Origin of the sequence: Crossiella cryophila (genome assembly GCF_014204915.1) — a bacterium.
Lineage (GTDB): Bacteria > Actinomycetota > Actinomycetes > Mycobacteriales > Pseudonocardiaceae > Crossiella > Crossiella cryophila.
The window spans coordinates 4,192,082-4,214,790 of sequence record NZ_JACHMH010000001.1 but is presented as its reverse complement, the minus strand read 5'-3'; the positions used below and the strand labels follow the sequence as shown (position 1 = coordinate 4,214,790).

The following is a 22,709-nucleotide window of genomic DNA, read 5'->3' as shown; positions in this document are numbered from 1 at the left end:
CGAGAAGAATCGGTGCACGTGACAACAGTTGTGGAGATCAGGCCGCGGCGAGCGCTCGCGGTGTCGGCCACCGTGCTCGCCGGGGTGGGACTGGCCGGTCAGGCGCGGATGAACGGCGAGTTCGGGGCCCGGCTGGGCAACGGGTTCGCCGCCTCGCTGCTGACCACCGCGGGCGGGCTGCTGGTGCTGCTGGCCGTGGTGCCCGCGCTACCGGCCGGTCGGCGCGGGATACGGAAGCTGCGGGAGGCGGTGCGCGACGGCGGGTTGCGCTGGTGGCACTGCGCGGGCGGCATCGCCGGGGCGCTGATCGTCGGTGGTCAGGGCGTCACGGTCACCTCGCTGGGGGTCGCGGTGTTCACCGTGGCGATCGTGGCGGGCACGGTCACCGGCAGCCTGGCCGCGGACCGGTGGGGGCTCGGGCCGGGTGGCGTGCAACCGGTGACCACGGCCCGGCTCGGCGGCGCGCTGCTGTGCGTGCTCGCGGTCGCGGTGGCCGGACTGGACCGCTTCGGCGACACCAGCACCCTCGTCCTGGTGGCGTTGCCGCTGGTCGCGGGGGCGGCCGGGGCGGTGCAGTCGGCGTTCAACGGGCGGGTGGCCGCCGCGGCGGGCTCGCCATGGCCCGCGACCACGCTCAACTTCCTGGTCGCCACCCTCACCCTGGGCCTGCTGCTCGCGGTGCAGGTGGCCGTGCAGGGCTGGCCGGGCCGGCCATTCCCGGCCGAACCGTGGTTCTACCTGGCGGGGATGATCGGCATCGCCGTGGTCGCGGTGGCCACCCTGGCCGTGCGCGAGATCGGCGTGCTGGTCTACGGCCTGGCCAGCGTGGCCGGGCAACTCCTCGGCGCGGTGGTCCTGGACGCGGTCACCCCCGGCCCGGCGCCGACCCTGGCCACCTGGGCCGGCGCCGCGCTCACCCTGATCGCGGTGCTCCTGGCCGCCCGCACCCGGCGGGTCAGTCCAGCTCCGGTCCCACCCCGGTCAACTCGGCGCTGACCTGCCACAACCGGGCCGCCACCGCCGGGTCCAGCACCGCGATCCGGGACGCCCCGAGGACGAGTTGTCCCGGCGGCTGCCGGCCCGCTACATGCTGGAGATCCCCGACCTGGCCGCCCTGGAGGTCGCCTTCGCCCACCTCGAACGCGGCAGGCCGGGGATCTGAGTCCGCGACGACAACTCAGCGCAGGGCGTGGTAGACCGCGTCCACGTAGGTCCCGCTGCGGTCCGAGCCGATGATGCCGGGCGCCATCCGGTTCATCACGTAGGAGATCGTCAACCGCCGCTCCAGGTCCATGATGATCATCGAGCCGCCCCAGCCGCCCCAGAAGCAGATCTTGCCCTCCGGGATCCAGGGCAGCAGGTCCGGGCGGGGCAGCGCGTAGCCGATGCCCCAGCGCAGCGGGATGCCCAGCGCGAGGTCGATGCCGTTGGCCTGCTCGGCGAAAATGGCCTCGATGGTGTCCTGGCCGAGCAGCCGGTGGCCGCCGACGGTGCCGCCGAGGGTGATCGCGGACAGCATCCTGGCCACCGACCGGGCGTTGCCGTGCCCGTTCGCCCCGCCGATGTCCGCACCGCGCCAGGCCGCGGTCCTGGCCACCTCCGCGGTCATCGCCGGTCCGGTCAGGCTCCGGACGATGATGCTGTCCGGGCCGAGTGCTTCCAGGTCGAAGTCCAGGGGCGGCGGCGGGACCAGCTCCGCGATCCGGCCCCAGTCCTGTTCGAGGGCGCCGATCTGGAAGTCCGCGCCCAGCGGTCCGGCGATCTCCTCGGCGACGAACCGCTTCAGCGACTTGCCGGTGACCCGGCGGACGAGTTCGCCGATCAGGTGGCCGAAGTTGAGCATGTGGTAGCCGGAGGCGGTGCCCGGTTCCCACCACGGGGCCTGCGCGGCCAGCATCGCGGTAGAGCGCTCCCAGTCGAAGACGTCCTCGGCCACCACCGGCTGCTCCCAGGCCGAGACCCCGGAGGTGTGCCCGAGCAGGTGCCGGACCTCGATCGCGTCCTTGCCGTTGGCGGCGAACTCCGGCCAGTACTTGGCCACCGGCGCGTACAGGTCCAGGTCGCCCCGGTCCACCAGCATCAGCGCGGCCAGGCTGGTGACGGTCTTGGTGGTGGACCAGACGTTGGTGATGGTGTGCTCGTCCCACACCGCGGTGCGGGCCTGGTCGCGGAAGCCGCCCCACAGGTCGAGCACGATCTCGCCGTCGATGTCGACCACCAGCGACGCGCCCAGTTCCGCGCCGGTGGCCACGTTCTCCGCGAACGCGGCGCGGACGGTCTCGAATCGGGCATCGTGCGTGCCCCGGATCTCGGTCATGCCGTTAAGCTAAAACCTGACATTGACGTCAGAGGCAAGGGTTGAGTGCGAAGAGGCAACAGGTGGGTCCGAACAGGCAAGACATGCGCATCGGCGAACTGGCGGCCAGGACGGGCGTGAGCGTGCGGGCGTTGCGGTACTACGAGGAGCAGCAGCTGCTGGTCTCGGCGCGCAGCGCGAGCGGGCAGCGGCACTACCCGGAGGGCGCGGTCGGCCGGGTCCAGCTGATCCAGCAGCTCTACGCGGCCGGGCTGTCCAGCCGGACGATCCTGGGCATCCTGCCGTGCGTGCTCACCGGCGAGGTGACCCCGGAGCTGCTGGACCGGCTGACCACCGAGCGGGACCGGATCAACGACCAGATCACCGGTCTGACCTCGACCAGGGACCGGCTCAACGCCATCATCACCACCTCCGCCTCCTCGCTGGCCGCGGGAAAGCCGTGCGCGGCGCAGGGCTGATGACACCCGGCGAGTTGCCGGAGTGGTTGCCGGGCTGGTGTGTGGAGGTGCTGGGCGCGGAGCCGGTCGGTGTGCGATTCGCGCGGCGGTCGCTCTCGGCGGTGTTCGGGCTGCGGCTGGCCGGCGGGCTGGACGTCGTGGTGAAGGCGCGCACGGATGACGGCCGGGCCGCGTCCTGCGTGGCCGCGCAGAAACTGTTGGCGGAGCGGGGGTTTCCGTGTCCGCTGCCGATCACGCCGGTGGTCGGAGTCGGCGCGCTGGCCGTGCACGCCGAGCAGTCCCGGCCCGGCGGCGACCTGCTGCGCGGCGACGCACCGGAGGTCGCCACCCGCTACGCGGCGGTGTTCGCCCGGTTGATGGCCGAACTGACCGAGGTGCGGGTCGCGCCGCCGCTGCCGAATCCGCGCTGGGTGCGGTGGGATCACGGCGATTCCGGACTGTGGCCCTCGATCGCGTTCCTGGACAGACGGGACCAGAGCGCTGTGCCCGCGCACATCCTCGACACGGCCGAGCGGGCGCGCGGGCGGTTACTGGCCGCGGACCTGCCGTGCGTGCTGGGCCACGCCGACTTCGAGGCGCAGAACCTGCGCTGGCGCGACGGGAACGTGTGGGCCGTGCACGACTGGGACAGCCTGGCCTGGCAGCCGGAGGCGGCCCTGGTCGGTGCGGCGTCCGGCACGTTCGCCAGTGCCTCGCCGCCAACCCTGGCCCCGATCGAGAGTTCCGCCGCGTTCCTGGCCACGTACCAGGATCTCCGGGGACGCCGGTTCACCAAGGCGGAGCAGGAGATCGCGTGGGCGGCCAGCCTGTGGCCCGCCGTGCACAACGCCCGCTGGGAGGCACTGCACGGCGACCGGCCGGTGTGTTGCGACGCCGTCCTGGCGCAGGCGGCCGAGCGCCTGCGCCGGGCGAACGCCTAGGTCAGACCAGGCGCACCGCGTAGGGCATCAGCCCGCCGTAGCGCACCGGCGAGATCCGCACCCGGGAGCCGGAGTGCGGGGCCTCGACCATCCGGCCGCCGCCCAGGTACATCGCCACGTGGTGGATGCGTCCGCCAGTGGCCCAGAACAGCATGTCGCCTGCCGCCATCTGGGACAGCGGCACCCGGCGGCCGTAGTTGTACTGGTAGCCGCTGTAGTGCGGCAGGTTGATGCCGATCCCGGCGTAGGCGTAGATCATCAGGCCGGAGCAGTCGAAGCCGACCTTGCGGTAGTCGCCGTAGGAGTCGGCGACGCCGCCGTCCCGGATGCCGCGGGTCGGGCCGGAGCCGTTGCCGCCGCCCCAGGCGTAGACCACGCCGAGCTGGGAGAGCGCGCGGTTGATCGCGATCTGCACGCCGCGGCCGGGCGCCGGGGCGACGGTGGGGCGGGCGGCGGTCTGCGGGCGGGAGGCCGGGCGGTTCTGGGTGGCGGCGGCCGCGGCGGCCCGGCGGGCCTCCTCGGCTTCGCGGCGCTGCCGCTCCTCCTCCTCGCGGCGCTTGGCGGCCAGCCAGTCCTCGTAGCGCTGCCGCTGTCCCTGCAGGCCGCTGACGTGGTTGCGGGCCTCGAAGAGCTGCTTCTCCACCGCGACCCTGGTGGCCTCGATCTCGTTGGCCCGCGCTTCCTGGGTGCTGCCCGCCTGCACGGCAATGGCCTGGGCCTTGTCCGCGACCCGCTTGGCCGCCTCGGCCTCGTTCTGCTTGGCCTCGGCCAGCTCCAGGGCCTTGCGCGCGAGGGAGTCCTTGTTGGCCTTGTCCGTGCGCGCCCGGCGCATGACCTCCAGGACGTTGGCCTGGGAGCCGCTGATCAGCTCCAGCATCTCGGTGCGGTCCAGGATCTCCTGGGGGTTCTTGGCGGTGAACAGCGCGCCGGTGGTGTCGAGCAGGTTGCCGTTCTGGTAGGTCGCGGCGACGAAGGCGTCGGCCTTGGCGCGCAGGTCCTCGATGGCCTTGGCGGCGGCGTCGGCCTCGGCGCGGGCGCCGCGGGCCTCGGCCTTGGCCCGGTCCGCGACCTCCTGGGCGGCCTCCAGGTCGACCAGGGCCTTCATCGCCTCCTCGCGGCGGAGTTCGACGTCGGCCATCAGCTCGTCCAGGCGTGCCTCGGCCCGGCTCAGCTCGTTGGCCAGCCTGCCGACCTCGCCCGCTTTGGAGTCGACCTGGGCGCGGCCGTCGCGGAGGTCGGAGTCGCTGGGATTGGGCGGTGGCGGTGGCACGGCGGCCGCCACTCCCGGCGTGCCCGCGAGCAGCGCGGCCGCCAGCGTGGTCATCGCCAAACCCAAGACGAGGTTCCGTCGTGTCGGCATGTCGCCCACCTCCGAACCTTCCCTCCGCCGGTCGCGCCCGGCCGCCAACCCCCGCTCGGCCTACACGCCGGGTACCGAACGGCTGCGGTCGGACACGCTGAGCAACTGTGACATTCAGCCCCACCAGTCGCCAGTGATCTCAACATGAACACGCGCCTCATCCCTCACACGTGTCACATTTACTGGGGACAAAGTCGCCCGATTGAGGCATTCAGCACACGCGCTGTGCACAAAAAAGCTCGGGGCACACGAGGTGCCCCGAGCTGCGGAAACGATCCGGTAAAGGGTCTAGTTCACCTTGCGGTCCAAACCGGCCCAGTAGGGCTCGCGAAGCTTGAACTTCTGGATTTTCCCGGTGGCCGTACGCGGAATGGACTCGCGGAACTCGACTGTAGTCGGCGCCTTGTAGCCGGCCAGTTTTCGCTTGCAGTGCGCGATGATGTCGGCCTCGCTGACCTGCGCGCCCTCGCTCACCACGACCAGCGCCTTGATCGTCTCGCCCCATTTGTCATCGGGTACGCCGATGACGGCTACTTCAGCCACGGATGGGTGACTGAACACGCAGTCCTCGACCTCGATGGACGAGACGTTCTCCCCGCCGGTGATGATCACGTCCTTCTTCCGGTCGGAGATCGTCAGGTGGCCCTCCTCGTCGAGGGTGCCGCCGTCCCCGGTGTGGAACCAGCCGCCCTCCAGGGCCGTCTCGGTGGCCGCCGGGTTCTCCCAGTAGCCGCCGAGCACGGTGTTGGAGCGGGCCAGCACCTCGCCGGTCTCGGAGATCTTCAGCCGCACGCCGATGCCGGGCGCGCCAGCGCGGGAGAGCTTGCGGGCCTGCTCCTCGGCGGAGAGGTCGAGGTCGGCCGGGCGGGTGCGGTTGAAGGTGAGGAAGGGCGAGGTCTCGGTGAGACCGTAGAGCTGCTGGAACCGCCAGCCGAGTTCCTCCTCGATGCGGGCGATGGTGCGGGTGGGCGGCGGCGCGCCCGCGCACACGATGCGCACCTTGTCCCGGCCGGGGATCTCGCCGTCCCAGTCCTGCGCGGCGTCCAGGACCATGTTCCACACCGCGGGCGCGCCACAGGCCAGCGTCACGCCGTGCTCCTGGACGCGGCGGAGGATCTCGGCGCCGTCGACCTTGCGCAGCACCACCTGCGGCACGCCCAGCCCGGTGGCGGCGAAGGGCATGCCCCAGCCGTTGCAGTGGAACATCGGCAGCGTGTGCAGGTAGACGTCGCGTTCCCAGACCCGCGCGTGCAGCCCGAAGGTCATCGCGTTGATCCAGATGTTGCGATGGGTCATCTGCACGCCCTTGGGGCGGGCGGTGGTGCCCGAGGTGTAGTTGATGGTGGCGGTCGCGTCCTCATCGGGCGCGGCCCAGGCCCGCGGCTCGGTGTCGAAGCGCATCACCTCGGCCTCGGTCTCGTCGCCGAGGATGAACTTGTGCCGCGCGGTGGTCCCGGTCAGCGAGGGCGCGAGTTCCGGGTCGACCAGCAGCACCGAGGCGCCGCTGTGGCCGATGATGTAGTCGATCTCCTCCGGCCGCAGCCGGAAGTTCACCGGCACGCAGATTCGCCCACTGGCGGGCACCGCGTGCAACAGTTCGAGCAGCCGCGCCGAGTTGTGACTGACCACGGCGACCCGCTCGCCCTCGCCAACCCCAAGCCGGTCCAGCCCGGCCTGCCAGGCCCGCGCCCGCCGGGCCATCTCGCCATAGGTCGTCCTCGGCACCACCGCGGCCGGCTGGCTGGGTTCGTCGATCACCGCGGTGCTGGTGGGAAAGACGGTCTCCGCCCGGTCAAGGAAGTCGGCGACGGTCAACGGTACCCGCATCGTTCAGGCTCCTCCGGTTCGTCCGAATGGCCACAGACGGTAGTCAGCACGGGTTCCCGCTGTCAGCTCACCCCTTCCCCCCGCCGGGTGACACAGCGGCCAACGACCCCCACCAGTCGACGAACGGTCACCCCCAGCCAACCCAAAACCCCAACCCCCCGCCGTGTTGGCCGTTCTTGTACGCCGTGTTGGCCGTTGTGGGACGGGTCGTTGGCCGTTATGGGACGGGGCGGGGTTTGGGGTTGGGGGTAGACCCCCACGACGAGGGTTCTCGTGTGTTCTCCGTACGGCCTGGAGCTTGCTGACCGCGCCTCGCCGAGTGGCCCCTGCAACCTGCCGCCGCCCTAGCCTCCCAAGGTGACGGGGGCCGCTCGGTGAGGTGTGGTTGGCTTGCGGAAGGCCGTACGGAGAACACGCGAGCCCTCGGAGCCACGCTGGAACCGGCCCCGGCAACCCAAACCCCGCCCCGCAACCTGCTCATCCCGGCTCTTGATCTGCCCTCCCCCCTCCGGTGGTCTGCCCGGCCGGCGAGGCCATCTTTTCCGCTCTTGATCTTTGCGCTGTTGGCCTCTGTTGCTGAGGTACCCGAACGAAAATCAAGATCAAGATCGTCCTCGCCGGACGGGCAGAAATCAAAGGATGGGGGGGAAAATCAAAGACAAGAACAAGGGCAAAGAGCAGTGCTCGTACGGTTCCCCCATCCCCGTCAGCCTTCCGATACCAAACCACATCCCGGCAAGCGACCGCCGTTGCGGTTGGGTGGCTAGGGCGGCGGCAGGTTGAGCGGCCGCTTGCCGGGATGTGGTGTGTCCTCTCCAGGCTGACGGGGATGGGGGAACCGCTCGGGGAGTGTTGAAAAGCCACCCCCGCTGCCTGTGTTCGGGCTTCGCCCGGCCGCAATCGCCCAAGGCGTACAAGAACGGCCAACATGGTGTCCCACAACGGCCAACACTCCGTACAACAACGGCCAACACGCCGGAGCTTGGGTTGGAGTTTGGGTTGGGGCTTGGGGTGTCAGCATGGGGGTGTGCGTTTTGTGTGGCCGGTGGTGGCTGGGTGTGGGTTGGTGTTGATCGTGGTGGGGACGTTTTTGCCTTGGTTGCGGTCTGGGGAGGTGTTGCGGGACAGCTATGCCGCGGTTGGTGTGCTGGGGCGGGTCTCCGGGCTGGCTGATGGGGCGGTGGGGCCGTTGCTTGCGGTTTGGCCGGGGGTCGGGATTGTGGCGGCGCTTTGTGTTGTGGCTTACGTCACTGGGTTTGTGCGTACCGCCGCGGTAGCGAACGTCCTGTTCGCGGCGATATGCGGGGTGATGGGGGGATTCGCAGCGTTCCACGTGCACGGGGGGACCGCGCTCGGCCTGGTTTGGGTCGGGCCTGTGGTGACCGTGCTGGGCGCCGTGCTGGGGGTTCTCGGCGGTGTCGCCGTGCTTGTCGCACCCATCGACAGGGATCGCAGGCACAGGAGAACCATTAGTGAGCACACCGTTTGATCCGCAGCAGCCTCAGCAGCCGCAGCAGCCTTCGGGGCAGGTCGATCCGCTGACGGGGGAGCCCATTCCGGGGACCGGGCAGCCGGAGTTCCAGCAGTCTCAGTTCTACCCGGGCGCGCCTGGTTTCACAGCCCAGCCCGACCCGGTGATCCCGGAGCCGCGCAAGCGGCGCACCGGGCTGTTCATCGGCGCGGTGGTGGCCACCGTCGCGGTGCTGGGTGGGGGTGTCACCCTCGTGGCGCTCAACAACAGTGAGCCGGTCAAGGTCGCGCAGCCGGCGGATGTGGCCAGGGACCTGGTCGCCGCGGTGGCCAAGAACGACCTGGTCGGCATCCTGGATCGGCTGCACCCCGGCGAGGCGAAGCTGTTCCGGGACGCGATGGAGAAGCAGGCCGCGGAGTACAAGCGCCTGGGCGTCTACAAGCCGGAGGCGGATCCGGTGAAGTTGCCGGAGAACTTCGTCAAGGCCGAGGGCGTGGAGTTCGACGGGCCCGGTCAGCAGATCAACGACCGGCTCACCGTGCACAGCTTCGCCAAGGGCAGGATCACGGTGAACCCGGAGGCGGGCAACACCTCCAGCGTGTACACCGAGAAGTTCCAGAAGCTGATGGACTCCCTCGGCGGGGGCAACGCCGCGGTCACCGAGACGACCACCATCGACCTGGAGCGGGTGGCCCGCGAGATCGGGCACAAGCCGACGCTGGCCACGGTCAAGGTCGGCGGCACCTGGTACGCCAGCTTCTTCTACAGCATCGCCGACAACGGGCTGAAGGCGGCGAAGAAGTCCTGGCCGCAGCAGAGCATCCCGGCCAGGGGCGCGGACAGCCCGGAGCAGGCAGTGCGGGAACTGATCACCGCGGCGGTCGACCTCAACGTGACCCGGGTGATCGAGTTGCTGCCCGCCGAGGAGATGGCGGTGCTGCACGACATGGGTCAGGTGCTGGTCACCGAACTCAGCGCGGACGAGCCGCCCTCGGCCCGGCTGCTGGAACTGGAGACCAAGACCACGGATGTCCCCGGTGGCAAGAAGATCAGCCCGACCAAGGTGGTCGTGCAGGTCGAGGGCCAGAAGTACACCGTGGAACGCCAGGGCGACTGCGTGCTGATCCCGGTGCAGAACCAGCAGCGCAAGGTCTGCGTGGACCAGCTGCTGGCCGGGATGGAGGCCGCGGCCGCGCAGCGGGGCATCGAGCTGAGCGAGGCGGCGTTCTCGGTGCTGGACCGCCTGGCCATGGCGGTGCTCAACATCGGTGTGGTGACGGTGGAGCAGGGCGGCAAGCACTTCCTGTCCCCGGCGACCACGGTCTCCGAGCTGGGCCTGTCCTTCCTGCGCGAACTCCAGCCCGCCGACATCGACGAGCTGATCAAGCTCGGTCGCTGAGGCCGAGGCTGGGCGGGTGGCGGCCCGTCCCGGCCTCAGTCAGGCCCGGTCAGTCGGCGAGGAACTCGAGTCGGTTGCCGACCGGATCGGTGGTGTGGAAGCGGTCCCGGCCGGGAATCTCGGCCGGGTCCGCCCAGTTCACCTGGTGACCGGCGCCGGTGAGTACCCCGGCCAGGGCGTGCACGTCGGTGACGAAGGCCGGGTGCGCCTTGGCCGAGGGCCGGAAGCCCTCCTCGGCGCCGATGTGCAGTTCGCCGCCGCCGGGCACGGCGAACCAGCAGCCGCCGCGGGCGGCCAGCAGCGGTGGTTTGGGGATCTCGGTCCAGCCGAGCACGCCGGTGTAGTAGGCGCGCATGGTGTCCTCGCAGCCGGGCGGGCCTGCCAGTTGGACATGGTGGATCATGGTGGTTCTCCTTGTCTCACAGTCGTTTACGGCCGAGTGCGAACACCAGGGCGACCGTGGCGGCGAGCAACCCCGCGGACAGGGTGAGGTTGAGGGCGAGCGTGCCGAGGGCGTGTCTGCCGTCGGCGCCTTCCAGGAGGGTCATCAGGTTGCCGATCGGCGGGATCCGGCCGAGGAAGATGACCAGGACCACGCCGAGCAGGATGGTGCTGACCGCGTGCACCGGGCGGTGCAGCAGCGGGCGGGCGCACAGCAGTCCGAGGGCCACCCCGAGCAACCCGCTGCCCAGGTGCGCCAGTGCCCCGGCGAGCAGCAGGCTGGGTGGCTGCGGACGCGGGTTGACGATCAGGGGCACCAGCAGCGCGATGGCGGTGAGCATCAGCAGGGCCAGCACCGCCAGGGTGACCAGCGCGGCCAGCACCCGGCCCCAGCCGCCCGCGGTGACCAGGCTGACCTGCCGCTGGACCGGGTCCTCGGCGTTGCAGATGACCATGGTCAGCGCGGCCGCCACCGGATAGATGACCAGCGCGGTGCCCTGGTAGTTCGACAGCGGCGGGCCGGGGTCGCCGCTGTTGAGCATGCCCAGCACGGCCAGGAACACCAGCGTGGGCAGGAAGAAGACCTGGGCCCGCAGCAGGTCGGCGGCCAGGTAGCGCAGCAGCGCCAGGTGGCGGGTCAGCGTGCTCACCCGGTCACCTCGACGCCGCCGAGTTCGCGGGCGGTGGCCCGCAGCGCCTCGGCCCGGTGCGCCGGCACCCGCAGGGTCAGCTCGACCAGGTCGTCGTGGCTGGTCTCGAACACCTGGACCCGGCCGTCGGCGATCTCCACCAGGCGGTCCCGGTGGATCAGGTCGTGGTGCTCCTCGTGGTCGATGAGCAGCACGTTCGCCCCCGCCGCGGCGGCCTCGGCGAGCAGTTCGCCGAGCACCCCGGCCGCGGTGGTGTCCAGGCCGGTCCACGGCTCATCCAGGACCAGCAGCCCGCACGGCGCGAGCAGCGCCTGGGCCACCGCGACCTTCTGCGTGTTGCCCTTGGAGAGCCGGTTCATCGGCTCGTCCGGCTCCCCGGCGAAGGCCAGCCGGGTGAGCAGCTCCTCGATCCGGGACTCGGTGACCGCGCGGGCCTGACCGCGCACCGCGCCCAGGTGTCGGAGGTAGTCGTGCGGGGAAAGCCGCAGGTGTGCCGGGAACCGTTCGGGCACGTAGCCCACCTGCTCCGGCCTGCCGCGCACCCGCCCCAGGCTGGGCCGACACACCCCCGCGACCACCCTGAGCAGGGTGGACTTGCCCGAGCCGTTGCGGCCGCGCACCACCGTGGTCTGCCCGCCGGGCAGGGTCAGCTCCACCTCGCTCAGCACCAGCCGGCCGCGCCCGTAGCGCTTGCCGACCCCCTCCAGCCGCAGCATCCCCAGTCCTCTCGATCCCCCGGTGTGTCCGGTGCCACGTCCCATCCAACCCGACACGCCCCACCCCCGGTTGAAGGTGAATATAGGACAAGCGTACTGTTAGAGTCAGGAGGGCACGGCGGCGCGCTCGGCTCGGGTGCGCAAGACTCGCCCTCGTTCCCCGAACTTGCACCGCCGCGAGATGGAGTTGCACGTGACCGCACCCGTGAGCAAGGACAGCTTCGGCGCACGCGGCACGCTGACCGTCGGCGACGCCTCCTACGAGGTGTTCCGGCTCAGCGCCGTGGAGGGCGCCCAGCGTCTGCCGTACAGCCTGAAAATCCTGCTGGAAAACCTGCTGCGCACCGAGGACGGGGCGAACATCACCGCCGACCACGTCCGCGCCCTGGGCAGCTGGGACCCGAAAGCCGATCCCGCCACCGAAATCCAGTTCACCCCGGCCCGGGTGATCATGCAGGACTTCACCGGCGTGCCCTGTGTCGTTGACCTGGCCACCATGCGCGAGGCCGTCACCCAGCTCGGTGGCGACCCCTCGAAGGTCAACCCGCTGGCGCCCGCCGAACTGGTGATCGACCACTCGGTGATCGCCGACATCTTCGGCCGCCCGGACGCCTTCGAGCGCAACGTGGACCTGGAGTACGAGCGCAACCGCGAGCGTTACCAGTTCCTGCGCTGGGGCCAGACCGCCTTCGACGAGTTCAAGGTGGTCCCGCCGGGCACCGGCATCGTGCACCAGGTGAACATCGAGCACCTGGCGCGCGTGGTGATGATCCGCAACGGCCAGGCCTACCCGGACACCGTGGTGGGCACCGACAGCCACACCACCATGGTCAACGGCATCGGCGTGCTCGGCTGGGGCGTCGGCGGCATCGAGGCCGAGGCCGCGATGCTCGGCCAGCCGGTGTCCATGCTGATCCCGCGCGTGGTGGGCTTCAAGCTGCACGGCGAGCTGCCCCCCGGCGCCACCGCCACCGACCTGGTGCTGACCATCACCGAGATGCTGCGCAAGCACGGTGTGGTCGGCAAGTTCGTCGAGTTCTACGGCTCGGGCGTGACCGCGGTGCCGCTGGCCAACCGCGCCACCATCGGCAACATGAGCCCCGAGTTCGGCTCCACCGCGGCGATCTTCCCGATCGACCAGGAGACCGTGGACTACCTGCGCCTGACCGGCCGCAGCGCCGAGCAGCTCGCGCTGGTCGAGGCCTACGCCAAGGAGCAGGGCCTCTGGCACGACCCGGCCGCCGAGCCGGACTTCTCCGAGCACCTCGAGCTGGACCTGTCCTCGGTGGTCCCCTCCATCGCGGGCCCGAAGCGGCCGCAGGACCGGATCTCGCTGTCGCGGGCCAAGGAGCAGTTCCACACCGACATCCGCAACTACGTGGCGGACGAGGACGGCGTGGACGAGGCGAGCGAGGAGTCCTTCCCGGCCTCCGACGCGCCGGCGCACAACGCGCGGGCCAACGGCGCCCGCCCGCACCGCACCGTCCCGGTGACCCTGGCCGACGGCACCGAGACCACCCTGGACCACGGGCACGTGGCGATCGCCTCGATCACCTCCTGCACCAACACCTCCAACCCGTCGGTGATGCTGGGCGCGGCCCTGCTGGCCAAGAACGCGGTGGAGCGCGGCCTGACCCGCAAGCCGTGGGTGAAGACCTCCCTGGCGCCGGGTTCCAAGGTCGTCATGGACTACTACGAGAAGGCAGAACTGCTGCCGTACCTGGAGAAGCTCGGCTTCCACCTGGTCGGTTACGGCTGCGTCACCTGCATCGGCAACTCCGGCCCGCTGCCGGAGGAGATCTCCAAGGCGATCAACGACAACGACCTGTCGGTGGTCTCGGTGCTCTCGGGCAACCGGAACTTCGAGGGCCGGATCAGCCCGGACATCAAGATGAACTACCTGGCCTCCCCGCCCCTGGTGGTGGCCTACGCGCTGGCCGGCACCATGGACCTGGACCTCAACACCGAGCCGCTGGGCACCGACCCGGACGGCAAGCCGGTGTTCCTGGCCGACATCTGGCCGACCCCGCAGGAGATCCAGGACGTCATCGCGACCTCGATCAACTCGGAGATGTTCGTCAAGGACTACGCCGACGTCTTCGCCGGTGACGAGCGCTGGAAGTCCCTGCCCACCCCCACGGGCAAGACCTTCGAGTGGGCCGATGACTCCACCTACGTGCGCAAGCCCCCGTACTTCGAGGGCATGGAGATGGCCACCAAGCCGGTCACCGATGTCAGCGGCGCCCGGGTGCTGGCCCTGCTGGGCGACTCGGTCACCACCGACCACATCAGCCCGGCCGGTTCCATCAAGCCGGACTCGCCCGCGGGCAAGTACCTCAGCGAGCACGGCGTGGCCCGCAAGGACTTCAACAGCTACGGCTCCCGCCGCGGCAACCACGAGGTCATGATCCGCGGCACCTTCGCCAACATCCGGCTGCGCAACCTGCTGCTGGATGACGTCCAGGGCGGGTTCACCCGCAACTTCCTGGCCGAGGGCGAGCAGACCACCATCTACGAGGCCAGCGCGGCCTACGCCGAGGCTGGCATCCCGCTGGTGGTCCTGGCCGGCAAGGAGTACGGCTCGGGTTCCTCCCGGGACTGGGCGGCCAAGGGCACCAGCCTGCTGGGCGTCCGGGTGGTCATCGCCGAGTCCTTCGAGCGCATCCACCGCTCGAACCTGATCGGCATGGGCGTGCTCCCGCTGCAGTTCCCGGCCGGCCAGACCGCGGTCTCGCTGGGTCTGAACGGCACGGAGACCTACGACTTCGCCGGCGTGACCGAGCTGAACAACGGCACCACCCCGCGCACGGTCAAGGTCACCGCGACCAAGACCAGCGGCGAGCAGGTCGAGTTCGACGCGGTCGTGCGGATCGACACCCCCGGCGAGGCGGACTACTACCGCAACGGCGGCATCATGCAGTACGTGCTGCGCAAGATGGTCCGCAGCTGACCACCTGAGCGGTACCGAACGGGGCGGGAAGGCCGATGGTCTTCCCGCCCCGTTCCAGGTCCGGGGCGCTCAGCGCTCGGTGACCGCGGGCGGCACCGGGACCGGGTAGCCGGACGGGCCGATGTTGCGGTCCAGGGACTTCTTCCACTCCCCGCTGCTGATCATCTTCTCGATCGCGGTGTTCACCTTGCCGCGGCCGGAGAGGTCCTCCCTGGCGATGCCGATCCCGTAGTGCTCCGGGTTGAACGGCTTGCCCACCACCTTGAGCAGTTCCGGGTTCTGCGCGGCGTACCCGGCCAGGATCACGTCGTCGGTGGTCACCGCGTCCACGTTGCCCAGCAGCAGGGCGCTGATGCACTCGGAGTACCGGAAGTACTCGACCAGCTGGGTGGTCTTGGCGAAGCGGTCCTTGATGGTCTGCGCCGAGGTGGTGTTCGGCACCGTGCACAGTTTCTTGCCGTTCAACGACTCAGGGCCGGTGATGTCGTTGGTGTTCAACCGCACCAGCAGCCCCTGCCCGGCGATGAAGTACGGCCCGGCGAAGGCGATCCGGGTCTTGCGGTCCTCGGTGATGGAGAACGAGGTCACCACCAGGTCCACCGAACCGTCCCGCAGCGACTTCTCCCGGTCCCCCGCCCTGGTCTCCCGCCAGGTGATGTTGCCGGCCTCCACGCCGAGTTCCCTGGCCACGTACTCGGCCACGTCCACGTCGAAGCCTTCGAACTTGCCTTCCGCCACCCGTTCGGACAGGCCAGGCTGGTCATAGGCGATGCCGATGGTGAGCTTCTTGGTCTTGGCGGCCCGGTTGACCACCGAGACATCCCTGGCCTCTTCTTCCGGCGCGGTGCCGCAGCCGGCGACGAGGACCATCGCCACCAGCACGGCCGCCGCGGCACGGAAGCCGAGCGTGCCTGACTTGCGCATCTCCTTGTGCCCTCCCGCCCATTCACTCAAGGCGTGCAGTCTGGTCATGCGCGGGCAAAGGATTTCACCCCTCGTGACCGTTCCGATGCGGGCACGTTGCGCTGCCTCCACTCGACCGTCCGTTCTCCGAGAACGGCCGAAAGTCGCTGGCAGATCGAGTGCTCTTGTTGGTTAATCGATAACACAGATCGACAGCGGTCCCGGCACGCGCGCGACCCCGCCCCGGAGCCCGGGACGGGGTCGTGTGGACGCGTTCGCGGCCGGGTTCAGCGGCTCACGCGAAGGGCTGGGCGTTGGGCTGGCAGATGATCCCGTCAGCCGGGGCCTTCAGCTCCGAGAGGTAGGCCGTGGTGATGTCGTCGGCGCACTTGGAGCGGCCCAGGATGGCGTGGCCGAAGGAGTCCACGCTGACCAGGCGGGCCGAGCCGAGCTGCTTGGCCATCCGCTGCGAGAACGCGTACGGGGTGGCCGGGTCGTAGTAGTTCCCGATCACCACGATCGGGTTCGCGGTCTTCTTGTGCCACGGTCCGGCGTAGCGGTCCGAGCCGCCGGGCCAGCTGGCGCAGGGCACCGCGTCGAAGGCCTGGAAGCGGCCGAAGGTGGGGAACTGCCGCTCCCAGATCTTGGCGATCACCGGGTAGGCCGCGGACAGCCGCAGGTAGGGCTTGTCGATGCAGTTGACGCCGTAGAAGGAGTCGTCGCCGGTGTAGGGCGTGTCGGCCAGGGCGTCCCGGCGTCCGGTCGGGTCGTTCTTGGTGAGGAAGTCCGAGGGGGCCTCGGTGGCGGACTCGGCCATGATGCCCGCGTCGGCCGGGTTCATCGCGGTGTATGCCTGCTGCAGGGCCACGGCCAGCGGCGCGAAGTTGGCCGCGCCGTACATGGCGCTGCTGACGTTGCTGGTGAACGCGCTCAGCGTCAGCTTCACCCCGGTGGGCAGGGCGATCGGCTCACGCTGCAGCCGGGTGCGCAGCGCGTCGAACTTCTTCCGGGTGTCGCCCTCGCTGAAGGCGCACTTGGGTCCGGCCGCGGTGCAGCGCTTGAGGAAGCCGTCCAGGGCCAGCTCGAAGCCCTCGGCGCGCTGCCGGTCGGACTCCAGGCCGTCGCCGGTGCGCAGCTCGGGGTCGACGTTGCCGTCGATGACGATCGCGCGGGTCCGCTTGGGGAACATGTTGGCGTAGGTGGACCCGATCAGGGTGCCGTAGGAGAAGCCGACGAAGGTCAGCTTCTCATCGCCGACGGCCTGGCGCAGCACGTCCAGGTCGCGGACCACGTTCTTGGTGGACATGTGCCGGATCAGCGGCCCGGCGTTCTTCGCGCACGCCGCGCTGTAGTCCTTGCCGGCCTGGACGGCGTCCCTGACCTCCTGCGCGGTGAACGGCACCGAGGGCTGCCGGGAGAAGACCTTCTCCGCCTCCTCGGCGGTGCTGAAGCAGCGCAGCGGGCTGCTGCGGGCCACCCCGCGCGGGTCGAAGCCGACGATGTCGAACCGCTTGAGCACCTCGGCGCCGTAGCGCCGGTCGGCCCGGATCGGACCGAGGTAGCCGGAGCCGCCGGGCCCGCCAGGGTTGATGAACATCGAGCCGATCCGGCGGGCCGGGTCGTCGGCCAGCCGCCGGAGCAGCGCGATCTCCACCGAGCCGGTGCTCGGCTTGCGGTAGTCGATCGGCACCTTGTAGGTGGCGCAGCCGAACCGGGTGCGGTCGGCCTGGGGGTCGTTGACGAACACCGCGTCGGGGCACGGCGCCCACTTCACCGACTCCAGGCCGAACTGCTGGAGGTTCTCCTCATCGGCCGCCGCCGCGCCGGTGCCGGTCAGCGCGGTGGCCGCGACCACCGCCGCCGCGGTCACCGCCCCTGCCCTGCGCAGCCACCTGAAACCCTGTCGGGCCACCGCTGTCTCCTTAGCTGGGTCGAACAAGTCTGGTCGAACCCTCACAGCCCGCGGCGGCCCGGACAAGGACTGGCCATTCACTGAATGCGCTGAACCCGCGCTGGTCAGCGCCCGATCATGAACTCGGCTGGCCGGAGCGCGCGGTCCACGATGCGCAGGTCGCCGAGCCAGCCGTAGTAGCTCTTCTCCACCTTCCGCCCGTAGGCGTAGGCCCCGATCAGCCAGCCGCCGACCGCGGCCGGGATGCCGACGGCCGGGGTGGCGGGGTTGCGCAGCAGCGGCGCGCCGTCGACGTGCAGCACGCTGCGGCGGCCGTCGTTGACCACGGCCACGTGCCACCAGTGTTCGCGCGGCAGTTCGTGGCCCCAGTTGGTGGACAGGCCCTCCTGGTTACGCGGGAACACCGCCCACTGGAACGCGGCCCCGTCGGAGAGGTTCAGCGTGGCCAGGGGCTCTTGGGGGTCGTCGCCGGTCTTGCCCGCGTCCGCGCCGGTGGCCACCGTGGTGAACAGGCCGCACCAGGCGTTGCGGCCGTCGAAGTCCTTGGGCAGTTTGACGAAGGCCTCGATGGTGTAGCCGCGCGGGAAGGTGAGCTTGCTCAGCGGGGCGTCGGCCGCGGTGCACAGGTAGCCGCCGCCGCGCAGGTGCAGGCTGCCGTGGCCGGGCTGGTCCGGGTGGTGCTCGGCGGTGTGGGTGAGGGTGTCGGCGGGTGCGCCGGGCAGGGCGTCCCTGGTGAGGTGGTTGCCGTTGCCGGAGAGGTCGGGGTAGCGCCCGGCCTGGTCGAAGCGCCAGTAGGCCACCGTGCCGGGGATCAGCACCTCGCGCGCTGGCCGGGCCGGGCGCACCGGCGGTGGCGCGAACCGGCGGAACCGCTCGGTGAAGTCGATCTCCACGGTGAACCGGTCGGCGGGTCCGGTGCGCTGGATCTCCTGTCGTTCCAGCACGTTCAGCCGTTCCGGCTTGCGGCCGAGCAGCCAGGGCGACACGGTTTCCACGTCGATCACGTCGCGTGCCAGGTCGAAGTGGTAGAGCCGCAGCATGGCGCTGCCGCCGTAGTAGCGGTCCTGGTAGTTGGCGATGTGCAGGTGCGTCTCGGTGCCGGCCTTGTTGCGCAACGTGGTGCGGCCGGGCGGCCAGAAGTGTCCGTTGAGGGTCAGGAAGATCCGGTCCTCGTCGGCGATGAGCTTGTCCCACATCTGTTGTCCCGCACCGGAAAGCTCGGCCACGCCGGTGCCGCCGTCGGCGTGCACGAGTTCGTGCGTGGTGAGGATGACCGGCAGCCCCGGGTGTTTGGCGAGCACCTGCCGCACCCAGGCGTAGCCGCTGGCCGAGACCCGCCAGTCCAGGGCCAGCAGCAGCCAGTCCCGGCCGGCGGCGCGGAAGACGTGGTAGCTGTTGTAGCCGCCCGGCGCGGCGCCGCGGAAGGTCGGGGAGTGCCGGAACCGTTGCGGCCCAAAGGCGTCCAGGTAGGGGCTGCGGCCGCGCTGGTCGTCGGTGCGCGAGTTGATGTCGTGGTTGCCCGCAAGGACGCTGTAGGGGAAGCGCCGGCGGTCGAGTACCCGGAAGGCGCGGTCGGCCTCGGCGATCTCTTCCGGGCGCCCGTTCTCGGTGACGTCGCCGAGGTGGGCCAGGAACACGATGTTCTGCTCGCGGGCCTGGTCGAGCACGTACTCGAAGGTGGCTTCCAGGGGTTCCGGGTCGCCGCGGTCGAGGTCGAAGAGGTACTGGGTGTCCGGCACCACGGCGAGGGTGAAGCGCGGGTTCTCGGTGTCCGCGCCCCGGTGGGTGGCCGCCCCGGCCTCCTCGGGGGTGGCCTGCGCGGGCAGGCTCGCCCCGCCCAGCATGGTCGCGCTCACACCGAGCAGGCCGCTGGTGCGCAGGAAGGCGCGCCGGTTCGCCGAGGGTCCGTCACTCATGGGCGGATGTTAGGAACACCAACCTCAACGGCGGCAACCCGAAGTCCGAACACGGCCGGAACGGCGGGTGAACAGGGGCGGATCACACCACCATGGCGTGCACCGCGGCCGGGGCGTGCCCGGTGCGCCGGTAGGCCCGCCAGGCGGCGGCGAGCCGGAGGACGCTCTCGGTGAGGTCCTCGGGCGGGGCGGTGAACGGGATGCGCAGGTGGTCGGCGCCGCTGCCGTCCATGGACAGCGAGTCCCCCGGCAGCACCGCCACCCCGTGCCGCAGCGCGACCTGGGCGTAGGCGGAGGCGTCGCCGCCGGGCAGCCGCACCCACAGGCACTGCCCGCCCCCGGCCGGGCGGAACCGCCAGCTCGGCAGCCGTTCGGCGAGTTGGGCGCACAGGTGGTCGTGCCGTTCCCGGAGCTGCTCACCGCGGCGGCGGGCGATCTCCGGCAGCGCGGGCAGCAGTTCGGCCGCGGCGAGCTGTTCGAGCACCGCGCTGCCCAGGTCGTGGATGGACTTGATCCGCGCGAGCTGCGCGATCTGGCCCGTCGAGGCCCGGATCCAGCCCAGCCGCAGGCCGCCCCACACCACCTTGCTCAGCGAACCGACGGTGATCACCACCCCCGGCGGGGCGAAGGTGGCCAGGTTGGGCGGATCCTCGCCGCCGTCCAGGGCGAGCCCGGCCAGGGCGTCGTCCTCGATCACCGGCACCGCGTGCTCGGCGGCGACCTCGGCGATGCGGCGGCGGGCCAGCGTGGACACGGTGCTGCCGGTCGGGTTGTGGTGGGTGAGGTTGAGGTAGGCCAGGTCGGGCCGGTCGGTGGCCACCGCGCGAGTCCAGGCGGCCACGTCCAGGCCGTCCGGCCCGGTGGGCGCGGTCCGCACCAGCGCGGCGGCCTCCCGGAACAACTCCAGCGCGCCGGGGTAGGTCGGCGCCTGCACCAGCACCTGGTCGCCGGGTTCGAGGAAGAGCCGGGCCAGCAGCGCGAGGGCCTGCTGGCCGCCGGTGGTGACCAGGATCTGCCCCGGTTCGGTTGGCAGCCCGCGGCCGGTGTGCCGTTCGGCGAGCGCGGCCCGCAACGCGGGGTGGCCCATCGGGTGGTAGCCGATGTCGCCGCTGTTCAGCCCCGGCAGCTTCGGCAGCGCCCGCTGGTAGGCCTCGGCGAGTTCCGGCGGCGGCCCGTACGGCGCGGCGCAGGCCAGCGGCAGGATGTCGTCCAAGGGTTCCAGGTAGTTCAGGAACAACGGATTGGCCGGCGCGACCTGCGCGCCCCGCCACCCGGTGAGCACCGCCGGCGCCACCCAGGTCCCGCGCCCCTGATGCCGCTCCAGCTTCCGCTCCTGCCGAAGCCGGTCATAGGCGGCCACCACTGTCGTCCGCCCCACCGCCAGCCGCTCGGCCAGGGTCCGATCCGGCGGCAACGCGGCCCGCGGCGGCAGCTGCCCGGAGTCGATGAGCTGCCGCAACCGCTCGGCCAGCAGCAGGTACAGCGGCCCCCGCCCGGCCGACCAGCGGCCGAGCTGCGCGACGAGTCGGTCCACCGACCAGGGTATTGGCTCCATTGCCAAACCAATCTACCCGGGATTGGCGCTGTCCCCACCCCCACACCCCCCACCAGGCTTGATCCCATGACCTCCACCCGCCCGGAAACCCGCGCCGTGCACATCACCACCCCCACCCTGCCCAACTCCCGCCCCATCAGCGTCCCCCTGTACCAGGCCTCCAACTTCGCCTTCGACGACCCAGACGCCCTGGCAACGGCACTGGACTCCCCCGACACCGGCTTCGTCTACAGCCGCTACGCCAACCCCACCACCAGAGCCCTGGAAAACACCGTCGCCGCCCTGGAGAACGGAGTGGCCGCGGTCTCCACCGCCTCCGGAATGGGTGCGATCAATTCGGCCCTGCTCGCCCTGCTCCGCACCGGCGACCACGTAATCGCCCAACGATGTATTTACGGCGGAGCCTTCGCCAGCCTCAACGACCTGGCCGCCCGCTTCGGCATCGAAGTGACCTACATCCCCGGCGATAACCCAGCCGAAATCGAAAAAGCCCTACGCCCCAACACCCGCCTCCTCTACCTGGAAACCATCGCCAACCCGGTGACCCGGGTGATCAACCTCCCCACCTTCCTCGCCGCAGGCAAAGCCGCCAACCTCACCACCCTGGTCGACAACACCTTCGCCACCCCCATGCTGTGCCAACCCCTCACCCACGGCGCAGACATAGTCCTGCACTCCGCCACCAAATACCTGGGCGGCCACAGCGACATCACCGGCGGAATCCTCGCCTTCGCCACCGAGGAAATGCACCACAAGGTCTGGCACTATTCCATGGAACTAGGCGCCACCCCCGACCCCTTCGCCGCCTGGCTGACCATCCGAGGAATCCAAACCCTCCCCATCCGAATGCGCCAACACTGCGCAAACGCCACCCTGCTAGCCACCCGCCTCGCCGAACACCCAGCGGTGGCGGCCGTGCACTGGCCCGGATTGGCCTCCCACCCAGACCACCAGACCGCCAAGGAACTACTCACCGACTTCGGCGGCATGATCGCCTTCGAGCTGTCCGACGGCCGCGAGGCAGGCCACACCTTCACCAAGGGCGTACGACTGGTGCAACTGGCGGCGTCCCTGGGCGGGGTGGAGACGACGGTGCTGCATCCGGCGAGCACGTCACATCGGCAGTTGAACGAGGAGGAACTCGCGGCGGCCGGCATCGGGGCCGGGATGGTGCGCCTGTCGGTAGGCATCGAACACCCGGAAGACCTGTGGACAGACATCGCCCAAGCCCTCCCCGCCTGACCCCCACCTGCCCCCACCCAAGCCGGTGGACCACAGGCTGTGGATGACCGCAACCACGCCGGGCCCCGCGGCAGTACGGTGCAGGGTCCGACCCAACCCAGTCCCCCACAATCCCGCCGACCCAACATCTCCAACACCACTTTGCCGCCCCCAGGACACCCCCGGAACACCGCATCCCTTACACCGCAACGGAATCAGAACGGCACCAAGCGGAGAAAAAAGTTGAACGGTACACAAAGGCAACCTTTTCGCCTCGAAAAGCGTTCCGCAGAGGAAGCGGCGGGCGGGCGGGGGAACAACGCGGTCCAGCCGGCGTCGGCCCCGGCCCAGGAGCAAGGCAACGGCCCAGCCCACGGCACCAGCAACAGGGCTCCGGGGAGCAACGGGGCAACGCTTCGGGGGAGCAATGCTCCGGGCCGGTGCTCCAGGGGCGGGCCGGTGCAGGGCTCCGGGTCGTTGTTGTTCCCCCGCCCGCCCGCGCGCCGGACGGGGGTCGTTGCGCCGGACGGCAGGCGCGAAGCAGGAGCGCTGCTCCGGGGGCATCCGGACCGAGGCCAGACACCGAACGGCGACACCCCGGCCGCCAGGCTCAGGCCGCCCACCTCCCCAGGCTGCCCTCCTCGCCGCCTTCGTGTGCCAGCCACGCCTCCGTCGGCCCGCCCTCGCCCCGGG

General features: G+C 70.5%; 17 protein-coding genes. 7 read left to right on the top strand and 10 right to left on the bottom strand.

All coding sequences use genetic code 11. The annotated features are described in order from the left end of the window. Window positions 1-18 precede the first annotated feature (18 nt). Entirely contained in the window at window positions 19-996 is a 978-nt protein-coding gene (locus tag HNR67_RS46270; protein ID WP_221489961.1) for a DMT family transporter, read from the top strand. A 181-nt stretch (window positions 997-1,177) separates the two neighbouring features. Here HNR67_RS46270 and HNR67_RS18805 read toward each other — a convergent pair whose 3' ends face one another. After that, window positions 1,178-2,317, bottom strand: coding sequence for a serine hydrolase domain-containing protein (locus tag HNR67_RS18805; RefSeq protein ID WP_185003554.1), 1,140 nt, complete (start codon window positions 2,315-2,317; stop codon window positions 1,178-1,180). Between the two features lie 83 nt (window positions 2,318-2,400). Here HNR67_RS18805 and HNR67_RS18800 point away from each other — a divergent pair, with 83 nt between their 5' ends. Both HNR67_RS18800 and HNR67_RS18795 read left to right on the top strand, forming a co-directional pair. Then, entirely contained in the window at window positions 2,401-2,775 is a 375-nt protein-coding gene (locus tag HNR67_RS18800) for a MerR family transcriptional regulator (protein WP_185003553.1), read from the top strand. Further along, a complete protein-coding gene (locus HNR67_RS18795; RefSeq protein WP_185003552.1) occupies window positions 2,775-3,695 on the top strand; it encodes a phosphotransferase in 921 nt (306 codons plus the stop codon). Before HNR67_RS18800 ends, HNR67_RS18795 begins: the two co-directional genes overlap by 1 nt. Before the next feature lies 1 nt (window position 3,696). On the opposite strand, the gene HNR67_RS18790 is transcribed toward HNR67_RS18795, so the two are convergent. Continuing rightward, window positions 3,697-5,055 (bottom strand): NlpC/P60 family protein, encoded by a 1,359-nt coding sequence (locus HNR67_RS18790; RefSeq protein ID WP_185003551.1) that lies wholly within the window; start codon window positions 5,053-5,055, stop codon window positions 3,697-3,699. A gap of 288 nt (window positions 5,056-5,343) precedes the next feature. Further along, window positions 5,344-6,882: an AMP-binding protein gene (locus tag HNR67_RS18785; RefSeq protein WP_185003550.1), complete on the bottom strand. Its 1,539-nt coding sequence runs from the start codon at window positions 6,880-6,882 to the stop codon at window positions 5,344-5,346. Window positions 6,883-7,948: 1,066 nt separating this feature from the next. Between HNR67_RS18785 and HNR67_RS18780 the strand changes: the two genes are divergently transcribed. Both HNR67_RS18780 and HNR67_RS18775 read left to right on the top strand, forming a co-directional pair. Further along, window positions 7,949-8,371 (top strand): hypothetical protein, encoded by a 423-nt coding sequence (locus HNR67_RS18780; protein ID WP_185003549.1) that lies wholly within the window; start codon window positions 7,949-7,951, stop codon window positions 8,369-8,371. After that, window positions 8,355-9,752, top strand: coding sequence for a flagellar basal body protein FliL (locus HNR67_RS18775; protein ID WP_185003548.1), 1,398 nt, complete (start codon window positions 8,355-8,357; stop codon window positions 9,750-9,752). Before HNR67_RS18780 ends, HNR67_RS18775 begins: the two co-directional genes overlap by 17 nt. A 49-nt stretch (window positions 9,753-9,801) precedes the next feature. Here the strand turns inward: HNR67_RS18775 and HNR67_RS18770 are convergent, their stop codons facing one another. From HNR67_RS18770 to HNR67_RS18760, 3 genes are read right to left on the bottom strand one after another with little or no spacing between them, the layout of a single operon-like run. Continuing rightward, window positions 9,802-10,155, bottom strand: coding sequence for a VOC family protein (locus HNR67_RS18770; RefSeq protein ID WP_185003547.1), 354 nt, complete (start codon window positions 10,153-10,155; stop codon window positions 9,802-9,804). Window positions 10,156-10,171: 16 nt separating this feature from the next. Beyond that, complete coding sequence (locus tag HNR67_RS18765) at window positions 10,172-10,843, bottom strand: hypothetical protein (RefSeq protein ID WP_185003546.1); 672 nt, start codon at window positions 10,841-10,843, stop codon at window positions 10,172-10,174. Continuing rightward, window positions 10,840-11,559, bottom strand: a complete 720-nt coding sequence (locus HNR67_RS18760; RefSeq protein WP_185003545.1) for an ABC transporter ATP-binding protein — start codon at window positions 11,557-11,559, stop codon at window positions 10,840-10,842. Before HNR67_RS18760 ends, HNR67_RS18765 begins: the two co-directional genes overlap by 4 nt. A gap of 193 nt (window positions 11,560-11,752) precedes the next feature. On the opposite strand from HNR67_RS18760, the gene acnA reads away from it, so the two are divergent. Then, window positions 11,753-14,509, top strand: coding sequence for an aconitate hydratase AcnA (acnA, locus tag HNR67_RS18755; protein ID WP_312987569.1), 2,757 nt, complete (start codon window positions 11,753-11,755; stop codon window positions 14,507-14,509). Window positions 14,510-14,578: 69 nt separating this feature from the next. On the opposite strand, the gene HNR67_RS18750 is transcribed toward acnA, so the two are convergent. The 4 genes from HNR67_RS18750 to HNR67_RS18735 form a co-directional block, all read right to left on the bottom strand. Next, the gene (locus HNR67_RS18750) at window positions 14,579-15,433 is read right to left on the bottom strand and encodes a glutamate ABC transporter substrate-binding protein (protein ID WP_407645133.1); all 855 of its coding nucleotides are present in this window, start codon (window positions 15,431-15,433) and stop codon (window positions 14,579-14,581) included. 274 nt (window positions 15,434-15,707) lie between these two features. After that, window positions 15,708-17,324, bottom strand: coding sequence for an alpha/beta hydrolase (locus tag HNR67_RS18745; protein ID WP_312987567.1), 1,617 nt, complete (start codon window positions 17,322-17,324; stop codon window positions 15,708-15,710). Between the two features lie 104 nt (window positions 17,325-17,428). Continuing rightward, on the bottom strand, window positions 17,429-19,240 hold the full coding sequence (locus HNR67_RS18740) for a LamG-like jellyroll fold domain-containing protein (protein WP_185003543.1): 1,812 nt from the start codon (window positions 19,238-19,240) through the stop codon (window positions 17,429-17,431). Between the two features lie 82 nt (window positions 19,241-19,322). Continuing rightward, a complete protein-coding gene (locus HNR67_RS18735) occupies window positions 19,323-20,774 on the bottom strand; it encodes an aminotransferase-like domain-containing protein (protein WP_312987565.1) in 1,452 nt (483 codons plus the stop codon). Between the two features lie 87 nt (window positions 20,775-20,861). On the opposite strand from HNR67_RS18735, the gene HNR67_RS18730 reads away from it, so the two are divergent. Next, window positions 20,862-22,037 carry a trans-sulfuration enzyme family protein gene (locus HNR67_RS18730; protein ID WP_185003541.1) on the top strand — a complete coding sequence of 392 codons (1,176 nt, stop codon included), beginning with the start codon at window positions 20,862-20,864 and terminating at the stop codon, window positions 22,035-22,037. Window positions 22,038-22,709: the final 672 nt, after the last annotated feature.

Bases quoted from the DNA above. Each gene is read 5' to 3' on its own strand.
- HNR67_RS18795 (WP_185003552.1), top strand. From the start codon at position 2,775: ATGACACCCGGCGAGTTGCCGGAGTGGTTGCCGGGCTGGTGTGTGGAG.
- HNR67_RS18760 (WP_185003545.1), bottom strand. From the start codon at position 11,559: ATGCTGCGGCTGGAGGGGGTCGGCAAGCGCTACGGGCGCGGCCGGCTG.
- HNR67_RS18800 (WP_185003553.1), top strand. From the start codon at position 2,401: ATGCGCATCGGCGAACTGGCGGCCAGGACGGGCGTGAGCGTGCGGGCG.
- HNR67_RS18770 (WP_185003547.1), bottom strand. From the start codon at position 10,155: ATGATCCACCATGTCCAACTGGCAGGCCCGCCCGGCTGCGAGGACACC.
- HNR67_RS18805 (WP_185003554.1), bottom strand. From the start codon at position 2,317: ATGACCGAGATCCGGGGCACGCACGATGCCCGATTCGAGACCGTCCGC.
- HNR67_RS18730 (WP_185003541.1), top strand. From the start codon at position 20,862: ATGACCTCCACCCGCCCGGAAACCCGCGCCGTGCACATCACCACCCCC.
- HNR67_RS18740 (WP_185003543.1), bottom strand. From the start codon at position 19,240: ATGAGTGACGGACCCTCGGCGAACCGGCGCGCCTTCCTGCGCACCAGC.
- HNR67_RS18785 (WP_185003550.1), bottom strand. From the start codon at position 6,882: ATGCGGGTACCGTTGACCGTCGCCGACTTCCTTGACCGGGCGGAGACC.
- HNR67_RS18790 (WP_185003551.1), bottom strand. From the start codon at position 5,055: ATGCCGACACGACGGAACCTCGTCTTGGGTTTGGCGATGACCACGCTG.
- HNR67_RS18750 (WP_407645133.1), bottom strand. From the start codon at position 15,433: ATGCGCAAGTCAGGCACGCTCGGCTTCCGTGCCGCGGCGGCCGTGCTG.